The sequence below is a fragment of the Mangrovimonas futianensis genome, assembly GCF_021245805.1.
GTDB lineage: Bacteria > Bacteroidota > Bacteroidia > Flavobacteriales > Flavobacteriaceae > Mangrovimonas > Mangrovimonas futianensis.
Window position 1 is genome coordinate 430,671 of the sequence record NZ_JAJJNF010000001.1, and the last position, 15,761, is coordinate 446,431.

Sequence of the window (15,761 nt, forward strand, 5' to 3'; positions counted from 1 at the left end):
AAACAAAACTTTATTCTATAAAAAACATGGGGTTCTTAATCCTTTTGAGTTCTCTCAATTGGTTCTTGGAAGTTTCAAAGTGGAAAATTTTGGTCAAACCCCTAATTAAGATCACCTTCTTGGAGGCCTTAGAGCAATCCCTAGCGTCACTTACGGCTTCTATTTTTACACCCAATAAAATAGCAGAATACGGCGTTAAGGCCATTTATTTTGCGCCGAGTGAAAGAAAGAAAATCGTATTATTAAAATTACTGGGGAACCTATCACAATTGGGAGCAACCATTATTTTTGGAATCTTTGGACTTTTGATTTTCGTCAGACAATACAACCCTCAAAACACATTACTTTTCTCGACCATCTTTATATTGGCTTGCTTGCTAGGGATCACATTTATTATAAAAAAGTTAAGTCAAAAGGATTTATATGTTAAGGGCTATGCCGTTAATAGCTTATTTAGATTCTACAAAGCTATTTCTATCAAGGTTTATGTAAACATATGGACTCTTTCACTTTTAAGATACTTAGTTTTTTCCTTTCAATTTTTTGTTCTTCTGAATTTGGCAGGTGTCCAACTCTCCTATTTTGATAGTATGATAATTGTAAGCAGTATGTATCTTTTAGCTTCTTTGGTACCAACGGTTTTTATTTTGGATTTAGCCATAAAAGGAAGCTTAGGGATTTACTTGTTCAGTTATGCAGGCGTCAACGAACTAACCATTCTTGGTGTCACCACCTCCATGTGGATACTCAATTGGGCCCTTCCAGCCATTTTAGGAAGTTATTTTGTTTTGAAATTTAAATTCCCAGACCCAGTTTCCGCATGATAATATTGGTTTTTTCCATCGTCACCATCGTGTATCTTATTGTCATAGGGCGGCTTATTACTGGTTTTGAAAAAGTGGAAAAATTCCATTTAGAAGACATCAAGGAAACCACCTCATTTTCCATAATTATTCCCTTTAGGAACGAAGCAGAAAACCTACCCGTTCTTTTGGAATCCCTTTCTCAACTAGATTATCCAAAGCTTATGTTTGAAGTGCTTTTTGTAGACGATAAATCTACAGACACCTCGGTAATGGTTGTAGAACATTTTAAGAAAACACATGCTTTTGAATATTCCATTCTAAAAAACAACAGAAAGTCACATTCCCCAAAAAAAGATGCCATCAATACAGCTATCGTCCAAGCCAAACATCCTTGGATCATTACTACCGATGCCGATTGTAAACTCCCTAAATATTGGCTGAGCAGTTTTGATGGGTTTATACAAAAAAACAAGTCTGTTCTGATTGCTGGCCCGGTCACCTACTTTAATAAATCTTCCTTTTTCCACAAATTTCAAACCTTGGACTTTTTAAGTTTAATTGGCACTACCATTGGCAGTTTTGGAATGAAGAAACCCTTTATGTGTAATGGAGCTAATTTGGCTTACAAAAAATCACTCTTTAAAATTCTTAACGGTTTTGAAAACCATGATCATCTTGCAAGTGGAGATGATGTTTTTTTGCTTCAGCAAGCAGGAGAAAAATATCCGAACGAAGTTCATTTTTTAAAATCAGAACATGCCCTAGTGAAGACGCAACCAACGGCAAACTTTAAAGCCCTCAAAAACCAAAGGATTAGATGGGCTTCCAAAACTGGTCATTACGGAAGTGCATTTGGAAAAGGGCTTGCCTTACTAGTTTTCGCAACAAACATGGTTATAGTTACTGGTATTTTTCTTTCCATATTTGGTTTAATTCCCTTAGTCACTTTTATAAAATTATTCTTCTTAAAATCAGCAATTGACTTTTTATTTCTTTATAAGATGACAAGGTTCACTTCCCAAGAACACCTTTTAAAATCCTTTGTTTTTAGCACTTTGATTTATCCATTTTATTGCTCAGCAATGGCCATCTTTTCCTTCAGAAAACAATATGTTTGGAAGGATAGAGTCTTCAAAAATTAGGTCAATAGGAAATCTATCTTTTTTTATTAGATTTACCCTAGAAAAGTTTTTCTCATGAGACACCCTTTAATAGCCGCCCTACTCTTTTTCACCTGCTTTACATTTTTTGCTCAAACCGATTACCAAATTGACAATGAAACCCTTACACTTGAAACGGAAGTAGAAGGAAAATTGGACTTACTCTGGAATGTTTCAGACAAAAAATTCAGATATTTCATCAAAACAGAAAGCGGTGACATAGTAGAGCTTTTAAATACCAGAGGGGAAGACAAACGGTATCAAGAGCAATACAAATCTGTCTTGCAATCGTTGACTTCAGTCCCAATGAAAAAGGTAGATAAAGTTAACCTCACCCTTTTTGATTTGCGAGAATTTTTAAATGATTACAACAAAAGCGTGGATCCCAATTTTAATGCCAAGGAAAGAACTAAACTAGGGACTTCATTAGCCTTATTTGGAGGTATGACCAATCATCCATTTGTTGAAAATCCAACGGATGAAACCACGACATTTTTTGGTGCAGAAATAGAATTGTTCAACAAGAAAAAACTTCCGAGGCATTCAATCTTCTTTAACTTAAGATACGAGCCAGACACCAACGAATTTAAACATCAATTAACCCAACTATCCTTGGGATACAAATTCAAATTCTTGAATTTTAATGGCTTTGATATGTATGCCAATTTAAAAGCGGCCACCTTTAATTTTGCCCGTATCACCCAAATAGATGAAAACGGGATGGAATTTACGGAATCTTCATCTGGGCTTGACGCTCCTTTTATTTTAGGACTGGGGGCAGATATTAGACTATTCAAAAAAATATCATTGATTTTGGACTACCACCACATCTATGCCGTTTTAATAGACAATTACGCCGATTTCCCTGTGGATTTTGCTGCTGGATTGAAAATGGAATTTTAGTCTACCATAACCACCACAGGAAGTACAAATTCTGTAGTGACCTGTTGTCCGCGTTTTAGTGCCGGATAAACCTCAGGAAGTGAATCCAGGCCTACTCGAAGCAACCCATTTAAATTGGGGATTTCCTTATAAGTTAAAGAATCGGCTTCTACCGAAAGTAGATTGAGAAGGCCATCTTTTGAGATTTGGAATTTCAATAAAATGGTATCCTTCACGTCTCTTGTTACGACTACATTTTCAGAAGTAAGTTTTCTGGTAATAAGCTTAGTCAAAGTAGTTTGAAAACACTCCTTACGCTGATTTTGATTTAAGGATTCATCACATACCGAAAAAGAGGGATAGGCATCTACTTCGTTCCAATTAAATGTTTTGAGTTCTTCATTTAAAATGGCTTCAGAAGATGTTTTTTTCACTTTTAAATCGTCGCAAGAAATTAGCAACAACAGCCCAAAAACAAAAGCGATACCTTTCATGTGTTGTTATGACACCGAAAAGTACGATTTTTTTATTATTCAAAGCCATCTTGTCAAGAAACAAAAAAATCCGAAGAGAATCTTCGGATTTTAAATTCAATGAAAAGAAAATTTTGAGCCCTTACTGTTTATTGTTATTGACTAACTTGAAATTTAATAGGCAAATAATATGGTACGGTTACTTTTTTACCTTGATGCTCGCCAGGGATAAAAGTAGGCAGCATTTTAACCACCCTTATAGCCTCAGCTTCAAGCTCAGGTTTCGGCGCTCTAGCCTTGACCTCAGTAATATTTCCATCTACACCTATTTTAAAAAATACTGAAATCTTTTGAACCCCTGTTAATCCCAGTTCACTTGCTAAATTGGTATTGAAGTTCATAGCAACGAAACGGCTTATCTCTTGGCTAAAGGCTTTCTTTTTTTCTTCTTCTGAATCAAAGGGACCACTATTTGGGAAGGCAGGAACTTGATCTAATACAGCAAAAGGAATTTCAATACGGTCTTTGATTTCTTCATAGAATGGTCCGTCTAAGCCTTCTTCAGAAACTAAGGTTAATAAAGTTTTTAAAGCTAGGTCTTCTTCAACAGTCATATCACCTTTAACCTGAATAGCTTCAAATAAGTCCGAAATACGCTGGTGCAACTCATTCTTTGGTGAAGCAGACATATATGTTTGTACATCCTTAATGAGCTGTTGGTTGGGTTTGTCTTCTAAAGTAAGCATCTTGAGCAAAAACTCTAGACCTTTCTCTCCTTCCTCTGATATATGTCCTTCGATTTCAATTTGCTCCTTAACCGCATCAATTTGACTCATTAAATTCTTGGAAGATCCCGGCCTATCCTTGGGAAGATTCATTAACAAGGCATAGGAACCCTGTGGGGTATTTACTTCCATTTTAGAAAACCCTGCAGGAATGGTTTCATCCTTATGGTGAACACTATAGGTTACCTGATCGCTGTTGGAAGCTATCTCTCCCCATGCAACATATTCCTTATTTCCTATTAAAAAGGATTCAAACCGATCATGGATGGCTTTTTTCTCTCCCACCAGTTCTTCCCCCATCCCTAAGGTGTAGGTATATTGATTTAAATCCAAGTTGTTTTCCGCTGCCTCTGAAGACGTGTCATCTGCACATGATGAGTAAATTAACATTCCCATAACTACCGGAATTAAAAGAGCGTATTTAAATAATTGAATTTGGTTTGATTTCGATTTTTGTAACATAACTAGTCGTTTTTTGATTAATGATTTTTTAAAAAAAGTGTTGATGAAGGACACGTTTTGAGTTTCAAAAACTTGTGACAACAGATTTTGATAATATTGTTTTTTATTTTGTTTGACCGCCTGTTGATCGGCGATAAATTCGTGCAAATCAGACATACGGCTTTGATACATATATATAAGTGGATTAAACCACAAAGGGATACGTAGTAACTCAAAAAAGATTAAATCATAGGTATGCCGTTGCACCACATGAACCTTTTCATGATCAACAATCGCTCCTCGTTCGGTTTCATGAATATTGGCGCCTAAAAACACAAAATTGAAAAATGAAAATGCTGTAGTGCTGTTAGGAATTTCCACAACATGATACACCGTCCCCTTATCCATTTTATGGGTCTTGATAAGTCGTGAAATCGTATAAATCCGATAAAGAAAATATAGAAGAGATAGAACACCTCCCAAAATCAAGATGGCATACAAATACCAAAGTGGATTAACATTATTGGTTGTTCCTTGCAATATCACTTCATCCAAGATGATAGGTCCTTGAGTATCAATATTCAATTTTGGAAGGGACCAAATATAAGTTTGGGGAACCACCTCTTTAAAGCTTTCGATTTTTATTAATGGGATTACAAATGATAAGGCAGAAGTGACCAATAAATAAACCCGATTCCAATTGAAAAAGGTTTCCTTCTTAAGAAATAAATCATAAACCAAAAGGAAAAGGAGTTGGTAGGCTAACAGTTGTATAAGATAGTGTATCATCATTTCTCTTCTTTATCGATTTCTTTTAAAACTGCTTCCAATTCATTTAAACTGATATCGTTTTTCTTCATAAAAAAAGAAACCATACTTTTAAAGGAACCCTGAAAGTAATTGTCCATTAAGGTCGTCAAGGATTGATTGCTATAATCCTGTTTCTTAATCAAAGGAAAATAGATATGCCCCTTCCCTTGCTTTTCGTAATCTACAAACCCCTTGCTTTCCAAAATTCGCACAATGGTTGACACGGTATTATAAGCCGGTTTTGGCTTGGGGAGTTCCGCTATAACTTGTTTTACATTGGCTTTTCCCAATTGCCAAAGAACTTGCATGATCTCTTCTTCTGCTTTAGTAAGGGGTTTCATTTTGTCACTCATAATCACCGTAAATTTATTCAACTAAGGTTTTAGTTCATTACAAATATAACTAAATTTTTAGTTTAAACTATATTTTTAGTTATAAATGTAACAATGTTTCAATATCTTAGTCTAACAAATAAAATTTTATGGACATTCTCTTAGTTGTTTTTGGTTTCGTTTTTATGCTAGTTGGTATTTTAGGAAGCTTCCTCCCTGTTTTACCTGGCCCCCCTTTAAGCTGGATTGGTTTACTGCTTTTATATTTAACAAAAGCTGTGACTAATAATTGGTGGGTTTTGGGAGTCACCCTGGTCATTGCCTTAGTAATTGTCGTTTTAGACTACATCATACCGGTAATGGGAACTAAAAGATTTGGTGGAAGTAAAAAAGGTGTCATCGGTACTACGGTTGGCTTAGTGGTTGCTATATTCCTTCCCATTTTTGGAATCTTCGGTATTATCATTTGGCCCTTTTTGGGAGCATTTGTGGGAGAATTAATCAACAGGGCAGATCATCAAACAGCGGCAAAGGCAGCTTTTGGTTCCTTTCTGGGTTTTTTAACGGGAACTTTTATCAAGTTTCTCGTAGCCATGATTTATCTGGGCTTGTTTATAAAAATACTCATTCAGCACAGTTCAGAGATATTTGCCTTCTAAATGGCACATCAGTATTTTTAAAAATACTGAAGAGGAGGCAAAAAAGGTTTCGAAGTTATTGTGCTTTGAAGAAACCTTATGACCTTCTAAAAAAGGTCACAAGGTTAGTGTAAATGCTATTATCAACAAATCTTGTGAGGGATTAATTAAGTTGTTGTTGATAGTCAAATATAAGTCTTCCTTTAGACAATGTGTTACGGTTTAACCACAAACTTGTTACGGTAAAAACCGTAAATAAAAAAATAAAGAACTAAAGAACAGACATTTAACTAAACAAAACCTTTCTTTTTGGCCTCTTCCAAAAGGGCCTCATCATTTCCATCAACCACATCAAACAACTCCTTGAGATGTTTCTTTCTTTTCTCTATTGCACTCATGGACAGACTTATGTGCTCCACTAGACTTTTTGTCTTTACCCCTTGGGCTAATAAATGAAGTATTTTTCTATTGGTATCATCAATGCCCAAGTCATTTGAAATAGACTTTCTTAAAATACTATTAACCGTACCACTATAGAATGGGGGATTGTTAATGATTGCCTGAAAAGCACTTGCCAATTCACTGGACGTTAAGTCACTTTTAATTAAAAATCCTTCAGGGTTTATGGTTTTAATAATGTTATGAACGCGATATGGTTCATTAAACATGGTGAGAATGACTAATTTTGATTGAGGCATGATTTTTCGGGCGTGACGAGCCAAATCCTCTCCTGAAGTATATTTACCATCTTTTGAGGGTGGTAAACTAATATCCATAAACAAAACATCATAAGGTTTATTGGATTCGTAAGCCTCGTTCATATATTTCAATGACTCATCACAACTATTGGCAATATCAATAATTAAAGTTTGATGTTCCTTTTTGGTTGCTTTAAGGGTCATTTGGTAACCTTCTATAATGATGGGATGGTCATCGGTCATTAAAATTCGAATGGTTACTTTTTCTTGCATAATTAAATTTAAATAGGGGTTAAAATGGTTAAGGTAGTGCCTGCTCCTGGCTGTGACTCTACATGAAACTCTCCATCTATTTCTTTAACTCGAGAGGTCATATTTTTAAGTCCAATTCCTTTTCTGGATTTTTCAACATCAAACCCTAAACCATCATCAGAAATTTCAAGACAAATTACATCTTTTTTAGCTTTAAAACTAATTTCAACCTTGGTTGCTTGGGCATGTTTATATATGTTTTGAAGGGACTCTTGCACAATTCTATATATATGTATTTTAGTCTTATTAGATACATCGTCCCAATCAATACTACTATCATTGTAAAGTTCAAACTTAAGACCATAGGCCTCTGTCTGAGTTTCAACTAGCGTTTTTATGATATCAAAATAACCCGAACCTGCTACAAAATCTGTGTTTAATTCATGGGACACTTTCCGGATATCCTCTTCTATTTCTTTTAAAGAATGAATATACTTCCCACGTGTTTCTATAGCCTCTTCATTAGACATCATATTCAAACTATCTAGTGTCAATCTGGTTCCAAAGAGTCTTCCCAAAACGCCATCATGCAATTCCTGTGATATACGTTTTTTTTCTAATACCCTAGCCTCATCTATTTTGTCTTGTTGGGAAAGCATCAAGTTATAAATCTCTTCATTCGCCTTTTGCTGTTTTTGTACAAACTGAAGCTCCTTGTTTTTATTGCGCTGATTGACAATAACATAAATAAGCAAAAATGTTAAGATTAAAGCGCCCGAAAAAATAAGCAAATACATACGCTCTCTAGCAATTTGCTTATTGCGTTCCTTTAGGTTATCAGTTTCATAAGCTATACGGGCAAACTTATTTCGAGTAGCCCGTTCCCTAACCTGCAAACTGTCACTTAAAGTAATGTAATCCCGAAGATAGGATTTAGCTTTATCTTCATCCTCCAGCTGTGATTTTAAAAGAAGAGATCTTAAAATAACATCATTTGAATTCGTTTCCTTACCTAAATTAAACGCTCGGTTGGCATAAATTAAGGCAGAATCCTTTTTATGTTCTTCCAGATAATATTCAGACGCATACAAACTGACCCACATTATGGACAACCCTTCATTTAAACTATCAGCTAAATGATAAGCTTGCCCAAAAAGAGAGCTAATGTTTTCATTTTTATAGTTACCTGAATAATATTTTACAGCTGCAAATTCGCTTAATATTGTTGCATAATTTCCTGGATCTTCCATAAGTTCCTCCTTATTTTGCAACAACCTATCATAGATTTTTAAAGCTTCTTCATAGTTTTTTTGTTCCTTATAGATCAAAGCAATATTGCTGAATGAATGTAAATCATACAGCAAATGATCTTCAATTTGAGAACTATAAGTCATCCCTTCTTCATAATACTCAATAGCTTGGTCATAAAGGCCCTGTTGATCTGAAATAATTCCGAGCAAATTAAAAATAGACCAAAGCGTATCAAGATTGTTCTCCGTCTTTGGAAGGGACTGAATCAATCTTAAAGACTTGATAGCATTACTTTCAGCACCTAGATAATCCTTTTCATCAAATTGAATGTTAGCCATATTATAAAGAACCTCTCCTTCATTTCTTAAATCATTCAAGGAATTAAACAATTTGGATGCTTTATAATAATAAAAATAGGCACTGTCGTTTGACATAGTAGCACGATGATAATACCCAAGATAATAGCTAGTCATAGCTATCGAACTAGAATCATCCAACTTCTCTGCCAGTTTAAGATTTGCATGATTCCAGATTCTGACCGAATCATAATCTCGTTTCATCAAATACAGATAGGCCAAATACCGGCTTGTATTAAGTTGCAGCGTATCAATACCCTGATAGGAAGAAATTTCGACAGCCTTTTTAGAATGCTCTATTCTTTCATTAAGACTTAGCGTTCTATCTTTTGATATTTCGTGATAATATAATGTACTATCATTCTTGGCATTTTGCCCCCAGATAATACAGTTACTAAAAAGAAAAAGTATGAATAAAACTTTTTTAAGCAAAGAATCTAAATTTGAAATATCTCAAATTTAAAATAATTAAGGTAAGATTCAATAAATAAAAAAGCCTTTCATAATGAAAGGCTTTAAATATTGTTATTCTCCAGCACCAGGAAGCTTGTCTCTCCTTACGTGCCTATTGACTTCAAAGTTATAGGCAAACTGATCTGATTTAGAAACAGTTTCTTGAGTTTCTTTTTTCAACTTTTTGTTGGGGTCTAATTCAGCTTTAGTCAATGCAACACAGAATAAAGCAGCTAGTAAAGTTAATGTTAGGGATTTCATGCTATCTCAATTTTATAATTAAACAATTTTAAATACAAATACAGGTACGTTTCGTTCTGAAACAGAACCTTAATTGAGGGATACATGGATTAACTATTGCAAAATAAAAATTCTATTTAGGGGGAATTTCTATTTCAATTGAGGGAGCATGACGCAAGGTCATGATGAATGGATTAATTAGTTCCTTAATAAGTTGTATTGAATCTTCAATTTGGGGTCTTAAGAAGGAATAGTAAATATAGATTCAGTCACTATCGATACCAAAAAAATAACGATGAAAAGCATATTTATTCGTTGAAATGCGTTTTTATTGCAATTAGAGTTGAAATTATCGTCTTTAATTGGAGCCTCAAAATACTGAATTTAAGTATTTTGCACACCTAATACTGCTTTAATAAGTACTTGATCAAGTCTGTAGTAGTTACTATTCCCACCAAATCATCATTACATACTACTGGTAAGGCATGAAATTCTTTGGAAGCTAAAATTTCAGCAACCTCTTTTATGGTACTATCTGGGCTAACACTTATCAAATTTTTGGTCATAACTTGATCAATGGTGAACATATTATAGACAATAGTTTCCACTTCTTCCTCATCTTCTACCTCATCTGCAAAGCTAATTCTTAAGAGATCTGTGAGACTCAACATCCCAACGATTCGCTTTCCTTTAACTACTGGAATATGTCTTATATGATGTTTTTTAAATAAATGTTCAGCCACATCAAGGCCATCATCCTGAGTAATGGCAATAACTTCCTTACTCATTATTTCTGAAACAGGAACCAATCTTTTCATGAGGAAAACTTTAATAAATTATCTTATTAAATTTAAGATTTACAACCCATAAAAATTATGACATCGGTCAGTTAATACCCCTTAAAATGAAAGTTTAACATCTGCTTTACCAAACCATAAATATGTGGAAATTCCCTTTTAAACATCTCTGGAGTTTCGATAAAATTTTCCATTATTACTGCTAAAAGTTCGAAGTCATTTGTAAAACCGTAAGCCCTAAAATAACCAGAACTCTGCATTTCTTCCAATACCTTTGGGTGGTTATTCAAATAAGAAACCAATTCTGCATGTGAATTCAGAAAAATACCCGCACTAGCACTTTTGCCTCTTCGGCTTAAAAAATTAAAATGGATAGCATGCACTATTTCATGAATAGCCAAATTAATGTTGTCGTCATCAATTTGATATCCATCCTTAAAATCTTCCCACGAGAAAACCAACAAGTTCTTTTGTGGATTAAATTCTCCTTTATGGTAAGCGTCATTGAGTCGAGAGTAATATGCCTCAGGATAGATAAAAATGGTTTGTATGATTTGCAACCTGTAATCCCTTAATCCAAACATCATTTTCACTGCTGTTGCCGCCACAAGAACCTGCATTTCGTCTGTCACCTCAAGCCCCTTACCCACAAATTCCTTTTCTCTTAAAAATCGAGCCACTCGATGCTCAAAAAAGCTTTGTTGTTTTGGGGTTAGGTATTGATAAAACCTGAATTTTCGTTTTAGAATGACTTGTTGGTGCGGTTGAAGCTTTTTTAATCCTACATTTAAATGCGTATAAAACAGCTTTTTGTCAATATATTCCACATAGGCCATTTCCAAAAAACGGAAAAATCGAACACTTAGAAAAGTTGCCATACCTAGGATGTATAACATAAAGAAAACTTGCTTACCTATTCTTTCTATATTCTCTTCTTCTTCAAGGAGTATTTGGAGCATTTATTTAGGGTACATAAAAGATTTAGTAGCCCCACCAGGAGGCCAAATTATATTTTTTGTTTTCTATTATTTTACCTCTTTTTACTTTGACTCATACTCTATAAGAGAATAATAATAAACCATTACAAACATACTCTTTTAAAATGAACCTTTTAAATATAAAGTTCATAAAATGAAATATGACACACTAAATGACACAAAATAATATAATGTGTCACTTTTATCCCTATATTTGTTAACATTCTTTATCGCTATGGCCAGATTCAATTATAAGCTTCGAAAATCCAAATTAAACGGCGCAACTATTCAACTTGTCTTTAGTTACGGAACAGGAAAACGACTTAGGTATTCAACAGGTTTAAAAGTTCAAGACATTAAAAACTGGGATGTTAGGAGAATGAGGATAAAAACGGTTGTTGGCGAATTGGATAGAGTTTATATTAATGACCGCCTTACAGACCTTGAAAGATATTTTTTTAAAGAATACAATAAACTCACCATAAAGGACGACATAAAACCTACCAATGAGAATCTAACAGAGATTTGCGATATCTTTTTCCATAAAAACCAACCCGCACAAGAACAAGAAAAACTTGAACTTTTACCCTTTTTTTATTGGTTTAAGGAGCACTACAAAACTAATCCCCTTATGACCACTGGGAGCCCCATGAAAAAGACCACTTATAAAACCTATAACAACGCATACAATTTACTCAAGCGTTTTAGTGACAAGAAATACAAAGTGACCTATGACAAGATAAATGTTCAGTTCTACCATGATTTTCTAGAATGGCTGTCCAAAAATAACTACTCGACAAACTATATTGGTACCCAAATTAAAATCCTCAAAACCATTTTAACCGCAGGCCTAGAATTGGGACACCATAATTCTACAGAGCACACTAAAAAATATTTCAAAAAACCTACAGAGCAGATTGATAATATTTACTTGACCGATGAAGAGCTTTTGAGAATTTTCAATCTCGATTTAGGCGAAGTGAAACCAATCAAAATCAGCAAATCCCTTTACCTAACAAAAGACAAACTAGATGTAGCAAGAGACCTTTTTTTAATTTCCGCCAACACTGGCCTCAGGGTAAGTGATTTCAACAAATTAAAGAAAGAGAACATTGTGGAAGCAGATGGACGGTCTTATTTTCAAATTATCATCAAAAAAAACAATAGACCATTGACTATCCCCATTAATAGCATAGTCAAAAAAATACTGGATAAGCGAGATGGCCACCCGCCCAAAGGAATGCCTGACCAACATATTAATTATGCCTTAAAACAATTGGGCAAGCTAGCGGAAATTAATACGATGGAAAATGTTACAAGGACAATTGGAGGGAAAAAGACCAGTGAAATGAAACCGAAATATGATTTAATTACTAATCACACAGGAAGAAGGTCATTTTGCACCAATGCTTACTTCTCTGGAATGCCTACAATTGATATTATGGCCATTAGTGGGCACTCTACGGAGAAAGTATTTTACAACTATATTAAAGCTGATGATTTCCAAAGAGCTAAGAAAATAGGAGAACACCTATTTTTCAAAAAATAACTCCTTATTTTCTCTCCGAAGCTTTAAACATAACTATTTCAATTGCTCTTGTTGGGTAAATTTCATAATCGAAGTTCTTTGAAACCAGCTCATGGATTTTCCTATAATTCTCATTTGCTGCTATGGCCTTAATCCTTTCTAAATATTCTAAATATAAGCTGACATTAGTAATTCCAAAATCAGACTTATAGCTTGTGGCATATCTATAAACCTTGCTATCCCAAATAGCATAATTTTCAGGGTTTATAAAGTGTAGTAATTTTGAAAGCCCCACCATAGAATTATTTATACTCACTTTCAAAATATTCAACTCCTCCTCATCCAAAAGGCGACCACTTTTAACAGCGTTTAAGTATTTTAAAACCTGCGTCTTTTTGTTTAAATCTAAACGTAGAATTGTTGGCATCCAACCATAAACAAAATGACTGGCAATTATTAAATCGTGTTCATTAATATCCCCTCCTTTTATTCTTTCAAAGTATTTAAGAAATTCGGGGTAGGATTGAATATAAGAATCACTTTCAGGAAGCGAGAATTGTTTAGCATCCTGAAGTATTTTATCGAAATTTAAATTGGGGAAGCTTGACCGATTTAACATCTTAATCTAAATTCATAAAACTAAAAAAGTAGACATCGAAATTCAATAATTCAATCCTTTAAAAAAGGACTACTCAATCAAATCATTTGGATTAATAACAGGCAAAATAAAACTGTCAAGGGAAGTACCTTGAAACCTGGTCATCAAAATACCCCTAGAAGTAGAATACGTAATTGAAGCTAAGGCATTACCCAAAGATGCATCCACTTGAACATTCTTTGATTTCCCTTTAGAATCATTTATTTCAAAAATTAAATCTTGCATATTTTCAACATAAAAAAGAAAAACAAAGTGAAAATCACCCGTAGCCTCTTCAACCTCATTCTTTTCAGACTGAGTTTTTATTGAAACTTTAAAATCTGCTTTAATCTTATTCTCCTCAATATTCAGAGCTGTTTCAAATCCTAAACTAAAGTCATGACCCTTTATTAAGGAACTATCAAATTCAAAAGGACTAGATATTAACCCCTTAATTATTTTAAAGTCTATTATATTAATTTTTTCAGGAATTAATCTTTTATCCGACATTGGCTAAGGGTTGATATTTTGGCTTCATTTTTTTTACACTTGCATCTTTAAACTGCAATTTACTTACACCTGATTTATTATGGTATACTAAAGAAAATCCTTTTTTTACACCGTGCCCATCAAAATTATAATAGCTATCACCTTTAGGAACCACAACCAAAGGACAATCCAATTCCGCTTGTAATTTAGCAATAGATTTAAGCGTTAAATTGTGCTCCCCTTTCAACCACTTATTTATTTCCGAAGGTTTTTTATCTAAGTTATATGCCAATTCTTTTTGAGTCAACCCTTTTTGCTTCATGATTTGATTAATCCTAACCACAATATCAGCATATAGATTAACGAATATTTTTGTTTCTTCTGGCGTTTCAGATAGAATACGTTTTGCGATTTTGCTTCTCATGTCTGGTTGTATTCGTGTTTATAGTATAATCTCCTCAGACCCATCATAGGTTGTCAATTTCCTTTCAGACTCATTGACCACTATTGAGCCATCTTTAATTGCTTCAACAATGCGCTTTGCGTAATTGCAGGCATTAACCCAATTAAAATGTAAACTACTTGTTTGATTTGTTGAACCATCTTTAATTCCTCCATTGAATAATACAACAATACTTTCACTGATTTTGAGGGCATATAATCTTAAGGGGAAGTTTGGAAAGTGATAGTTAAACTCTCCGAGCTGGAGTTTACCCTGAGCAGGCAGGCCATCAACTTCGTTTTCATGTCTGTTAAAAATCTCATCGATTGCTCCATGATTATCCCCAATAGCACTTAAAACAAAGACCAATAACTCCTGTGTCTTTTCTTTAAACTCTTGTATATTGTCATATTTATCAAAGAAAATATCAGTTTCATTTTCTGAAGCTCCATCTTCCTGCACCGTGTAAAAAGTGCATTTTTCAGCTTCATCATCCCATATTTTCAATTCAAAGATATTCACTTATAAGTTAATTTGCAAGCTAAAATACACTTTTAAGTTAATTTTGTGAGTTTTGGAATTCAAATATTATGAACAGTTATTAACAAGAATACATTAAATTTTCACATCAAAGTCCTTCAACTACACTCATCAAAACCACTAATCCAATTTACTCTTGTCTACTAATTGCCATTCCTCAATTATTTAATAACAAGGCTTTTAAAACTTCTCTTTTTCTTTTTTCTTGCTCGCTAATTCTTTTATATGATTTAATGCATTATTTATTCTCTCCCTTAAATTTTCGTTATCAATTTCATTTCTAAAATGAATCACACAATGGTCAGTACGACTAAATTCTGACTCCACCCTATTCTCGCCATCTGGCCTAAATACTTTTACAAGCTTTTCATCTATAACTTTTGGTTTTTCATTTTCCGTATACAAGAACAAAATATACCCTTTAGAAAATTCTTCGGGTCCTTTAGGTTTAAATTCCCAATAATGAAGTTCCTCTATTGGGAAGTGATATATATTTGAAAAAGTTTGAGTGTTTATAGAACCAAAACTTGTATAACTTGAATAAATTTTAATAAAATATTGATTTTCCTTTTTTTCGAGTGACAATTGATATTCAGATAATAGATGTTCCGATTTAAAAGCATAACTTTCTATTTTATCATTTAACCAATCTATGGTTTCTAAATATTCCTTTTTCACATTCTGTGAAAAGGAACTAAATGAAAAAAATAAAAAAACAATGGATAGAAAATATTTCATAAAAGGGAATTTAAAACTTACAATTCTTCAAATACT

18 protein-coding genes are annotated in these 15,761 nt (G+C 33.7%); 5 read left to right on the forward strand and 13 right to left on the reverse strand.

Annotated features, from left to right (window positions below):
* Positions 1–26: 26 nt before the first annotated feature.
* The 3 genes from LOK78_RS01885 to LOK78_RS01895 are packed head-to-tail and all read left to right on the forward strand — an operon-like array spanning position 27 to position 2,869.
* Positions 27–824: a hypothetical protein gene (locus LOK78_RS01885; protein WP_232633312.1), complete on the forward strand. Its 798-nt coding sequence runs from the start codon at positions 27–29 to the stop codon at positions 822–824.
* Positions 821–1,948 (forward strand): glycosyltransferase family 2 protein, encoded by a 1,128-nt coding sequence (locus LOK78_RS01890; RefSeq protein WP_232633313.1) that lies wholly within the window; start codon positions 821–823, stop codon positions 1,946–1,948. Before LOK78_RS01885 ends, LOK78_RS01890 begins: the two co-directional genes overlap by 4 nt.
* Before the next feature lie 54 nt (positions 1,949–2,002).
* Complete coding sequence (locus LOK78_RS01895; RefSeq protein ID WP_232633314.1) at positions 2,003–2,869, forward strand: hypothetical protein; 867 nt, start codon at positions 2,003–2,005, stop codon at positions 2,867–2,869.
* Here the strand turns inward: LOK78_RS01895 and LOK78_RS01900 are convergent.
* From LOK78_RS01900 to LOK78_RS01910, 3 genes are all read right to left on the reverse strand, one after another.
* Positions 2,866–3,282 carry a hypothetical protein gene (locus LOK78_RS01900; protein WP_232633315.1) on the reverse strand — a complete coding sequence of 139 codons (417 nt, stop codon included), beginning with the start codon at positions 3,280–3,282 and terminating at the stop codon, positions 2,866–2,868. The two genes, LOK78_RS01895 and LOK78_RS01900, sit on opposite strands and share 4 nt — an antisense overlap.
* A 194-nt stretch (positions 3,283–3,476) precedes the next feature.
* Entirely contained in the window at positions 3,477–5,339 is a 1,863-nt protein-coding gene (locus LOK78_RS01905) for a M56 family metallopeptidase (protein WP_232633316.1), read from the reverse strand.
* A complete protein-coding gene (locus LOK78_RS01910; RefSeq protein ID WP_053972093.1) occupies positions 5,336–5,698 on the reverse strand; it encodes a BlaI/MecI/CopY family transcriptional regulator in 363 nt (120 codons plus the stop codon). Before LOK78_RS01910 ends, LOK78_RS01905 begins: the two co-directional genes overlap by 4 nt.
* A 140-nt stretch (positions 5,699–5,838) precedes the next feature.
* Between LOK78_RS01910 and LOK78_RS01915 the strand changes: the two genes are divergently transcribed.
* Positions 5,839–6,348 carry a DUF456 domain-containing protein gene (locus tag LOK78_RS01915; RefSeq protein ID WP_232633317.1) on the forward strand — a complete coding sequence of 170 codons (510 nt, stop codon included), beginning with the start codon at positions 5,839–5,841 and terminating at the stop codon, positions 6,346–6,348.
* A gap of 269 nt (positions 6,349–6,617) precedes the next feature.
* On the opposite strand, the gene LOK78_RS01920 is transcribed toward LOK78_RS01915, so the two are convergent.
* The 5 genes from LOK78_RS01920 to LOK78_RS01940 form a co-directional block, all read right to left on the reverse strand.
* Complete coding sequence (locus tag LOK78_RS01920; protein WP_053971201.1) at positions 6,618–7,298, reverse strand: response regulator; 681 nt, start codon at positions 7,296–7,298, stop codon at positions 6,618–6,620.
* An 8-nt stretch (positions 7,299–7,306) separates the two neighbouring features.
* Positions 7,307–9,316 carry an ATP-binding protein gene (locus LOK78_RS01925; RefSeq protein ID WP_232633318.1) on the reverse strand — a complete coding sequence of 670 codons (2,010 nt, stop codon included), beginning with the start codon at positions 9,314–9,316 and terminating at the stop codon, positions 7,307–7,309.
* A 93-nt stretch (positions 9,317–9,409) separates the two neighbouring features.
* Positions 9,410–9,598: a hypothetical protein gene (locus LOK78_RS01930; protein WP_232394107.1), complete on the reverse strand. Its 189-nt coding sequence runs from the start codon at positions 9,596–9,598 to the stop codon at positions 9,410–9,412.
* A 380-nt stretch (positions 9,599–9,978) separates the two neighbouring features.
* Positions 9,979–10,395 carry a CBS domain-containing protein gene (locus tag LOK78_RS01935; protein WP_166957860.1) on the reverse strand — a complete coding sequence of 139 codons (417 nt, stop codon included), beginning with the start codon at positions 10,393–10,395 and terminating at the stop codon, positions 9,979–9,981.
* 71 nt (positions 10,396–10,466) lie between these two features.
* Positions 10,467–11,333, reverse strand: a complete 867-nt coding sequence (locus tag LOK78_RS01940) for a zinc-dependent peptidase (RefSeq protein WP_232633319.1) — start codon at positions 11,331–11,333, stop codon at positions 10,467–10,469.
* A gap of 253 nt (positions 11,334–11,586) precedes the next feature.
* Between LOK78_RS01940 and LOK78_RS01945 the strand changes: the two genes are divergently transcribed.
* The gene (locus tag LOK78_RS01945; protein WP_232633320.1) at positions 11,587–12,900 is read left to right on the forward strand and encodes a tyrosine-type recombinase/integrase; all 1,314 of its coding nucleotides are present in this window, start codon (positions 11,587–11,589) and stop codon (positions 12,898–12,900) included.
* Between the two features lie 4 nt (positions 12,901–12,904).
* Here the strand turns inward: LOK78_RS01945 and LOK78_RS01950 are convergent, their stop codons facing one another.
* The 5 genes from LOK78_RS01950 to LOK78_RS01970 all read right to left on the reverse strand — a co-directional run bounded on the left by LOK78_RS01950 (position 12,905) and on the right by LOK78_RS01970 (position 15,725).
* On the reverse strand, positions 12,905–13,498 hold the full coding sequence (locus LOK78_RS01950; RefSeq protein ID WP_232633321.1) for a hypothetical protein: 594 nt from the start codon (positions 13,496–13,498) through the stop codon (positions 12,905–12,907).
* A gap of 69 nt (positions 13,499–13,567) precedes the next feature.
* A complete protein-coding gene (locus tag LOK78_RS01955; protein ID WP_232633322.1) occupies positions 13,568–14,026 on the reverse strand; it encodes a hypothetical protein in 459 nt (152 codons plus the stop codon).
* Entirely contained in the window at positions 14,016–14,429 is a 414-nt protein-coding gene (locus LOK78_RS01960) for a helix-turn-helix domain-containing protein (protein ID WP_232633323.1), read from the reverse strand. The genes LOK78_RS01955 and LOK78_RS01960 overlap by 11 nt, the downstream gene beginning before the upstream one ends.
* 18 nt (positions 14,430–14,447) lie before the next feature.
* On the reverse strand, positions 14,448–14,969 hold the full coding sequence (locus LOK78_RS01965; protein ID WP_232633324.1) for a hypothetical protein: 522 nt from the start codon (positions 14,967–14,969) through the stop codon (positions 14,448–14,450).
* 198 nt (positions 14,970–15,167) lie between these two features.
* Entirely contained in the window at positions 15,168–15,725 is a 558-nt protein-coding gene (locus tag LOK78_RS01970; protein ID WP_232633325.1) for a hypothetical protein, read from the reverse strand.
* Between the last annotated feature and the right edge of the window lie 36 nt (positions 15,726–15,761).

Bases quoted from the DNA above. Each gene is read 5' to 3' on its own strand.
- LOK78_RS01885 (WP_232633312.1), top strand. From the start codon at position 27: ATGGGGTTCTTAATCCTTTTGAGTTCTCTCAATTGGTTCTTGGAAGTT.
- LOK78_RS01890 (WP_232633313.1), top strand. From the start codon at position 821: ATGATAATATTGGTTTTTTCCATCGTCACCATCGTGTATCTTATTGTC.
- LOK78_RS01895 (WP_232633314.1), top strand. From the start codon at position 2,003: ATGAGACACCCTTTAATAGCCGCCCTACTCTTTTTCACCTGCTTTACA.
- LOK78_RS01905 (WP_232633316.1), bottom strand. From the start codon at position 5,339: ATGATGATACACTATCTTATACAACTGTTAGCCTACCAACTCCTTTTC.
- LOK78_RS01910 (WP_053972093.1), bottom strand. From the start codon at position 5,698: ATGAAACCCCTTACTAAAGCAGAAGAAGAGATCATGCAAGTTCTTTGG.
- LOK78_RS01915 (WP_232633317.1), top strand. From the start codon at position 5,839: ATGGACATTCTCTTAGTTGTTTTTGGTTTCGTTTTTATGCTAGTTGGT.
- LOK78_RS01920 (WP_053971201.1), bottom strand. From the start codon at position 7,298: ATGCAAGAAAAAGTAACCATTCGAATTTTAATGACCGATGACCATCCC.
- LOK78_RS01930 (WP_232394107.1), bottom strand. From the start codon at position 9,598: ATGAAATCCCTAACATTAACTTTACTAGCTGCTTTATTCTGTGTTGCA.
- LOK78_RS01935 (WP_166957860.1), bottom strand. From the start codon at position 10,395: ATGAAAAGATTGGTTCCTGTTTCAGAAATAATGAGTAAGGAAGTTATT.
- LOK78_RS01940 (WP_232633319.1), bottom strand. From the start codon at position 11,333: ATGCTCCAAATACTCCTTGAAGAAGAAGAGAATATAGAAAGAATAGGT.
- LOK78_RS01945 (WP_232633320.1), top strand. From the start codon at position 11,587: ATGGCCAGATTCAATTATAAGCTTCGAAAATCCAAATTAAACGGCGCA.
- LOK78_RS01950 (WP_232633321.1), bottom strand. From the start codon at position 13,498: ATGTTAAATCGGTCAAGCTTCCCCAATTTAAATTTCGATAAAATACTT.
- LOK78_RS01955 (WP_232633322.1), bottom strand. From the start codon at position 14,026: ATGTCGGATAAAAGATTAATTCCTGAAAAAATTAATATAATAGACTTT.
- LOK78_RS01960 (WP_232633323.1), bottom strand. From the start codon at position 14,429: ATGAGAAGCAAAATCGCAAAACGTATTCTATCTGAAACGCCAGAAGAA.
- LOK78_RS01970 (WP_232633325.1), bottom strand. From the start codon at position 15,725: ATGAAATATTTTCTATCCATTGTTTTTTTATTTTTTTCATTTAGTTCC.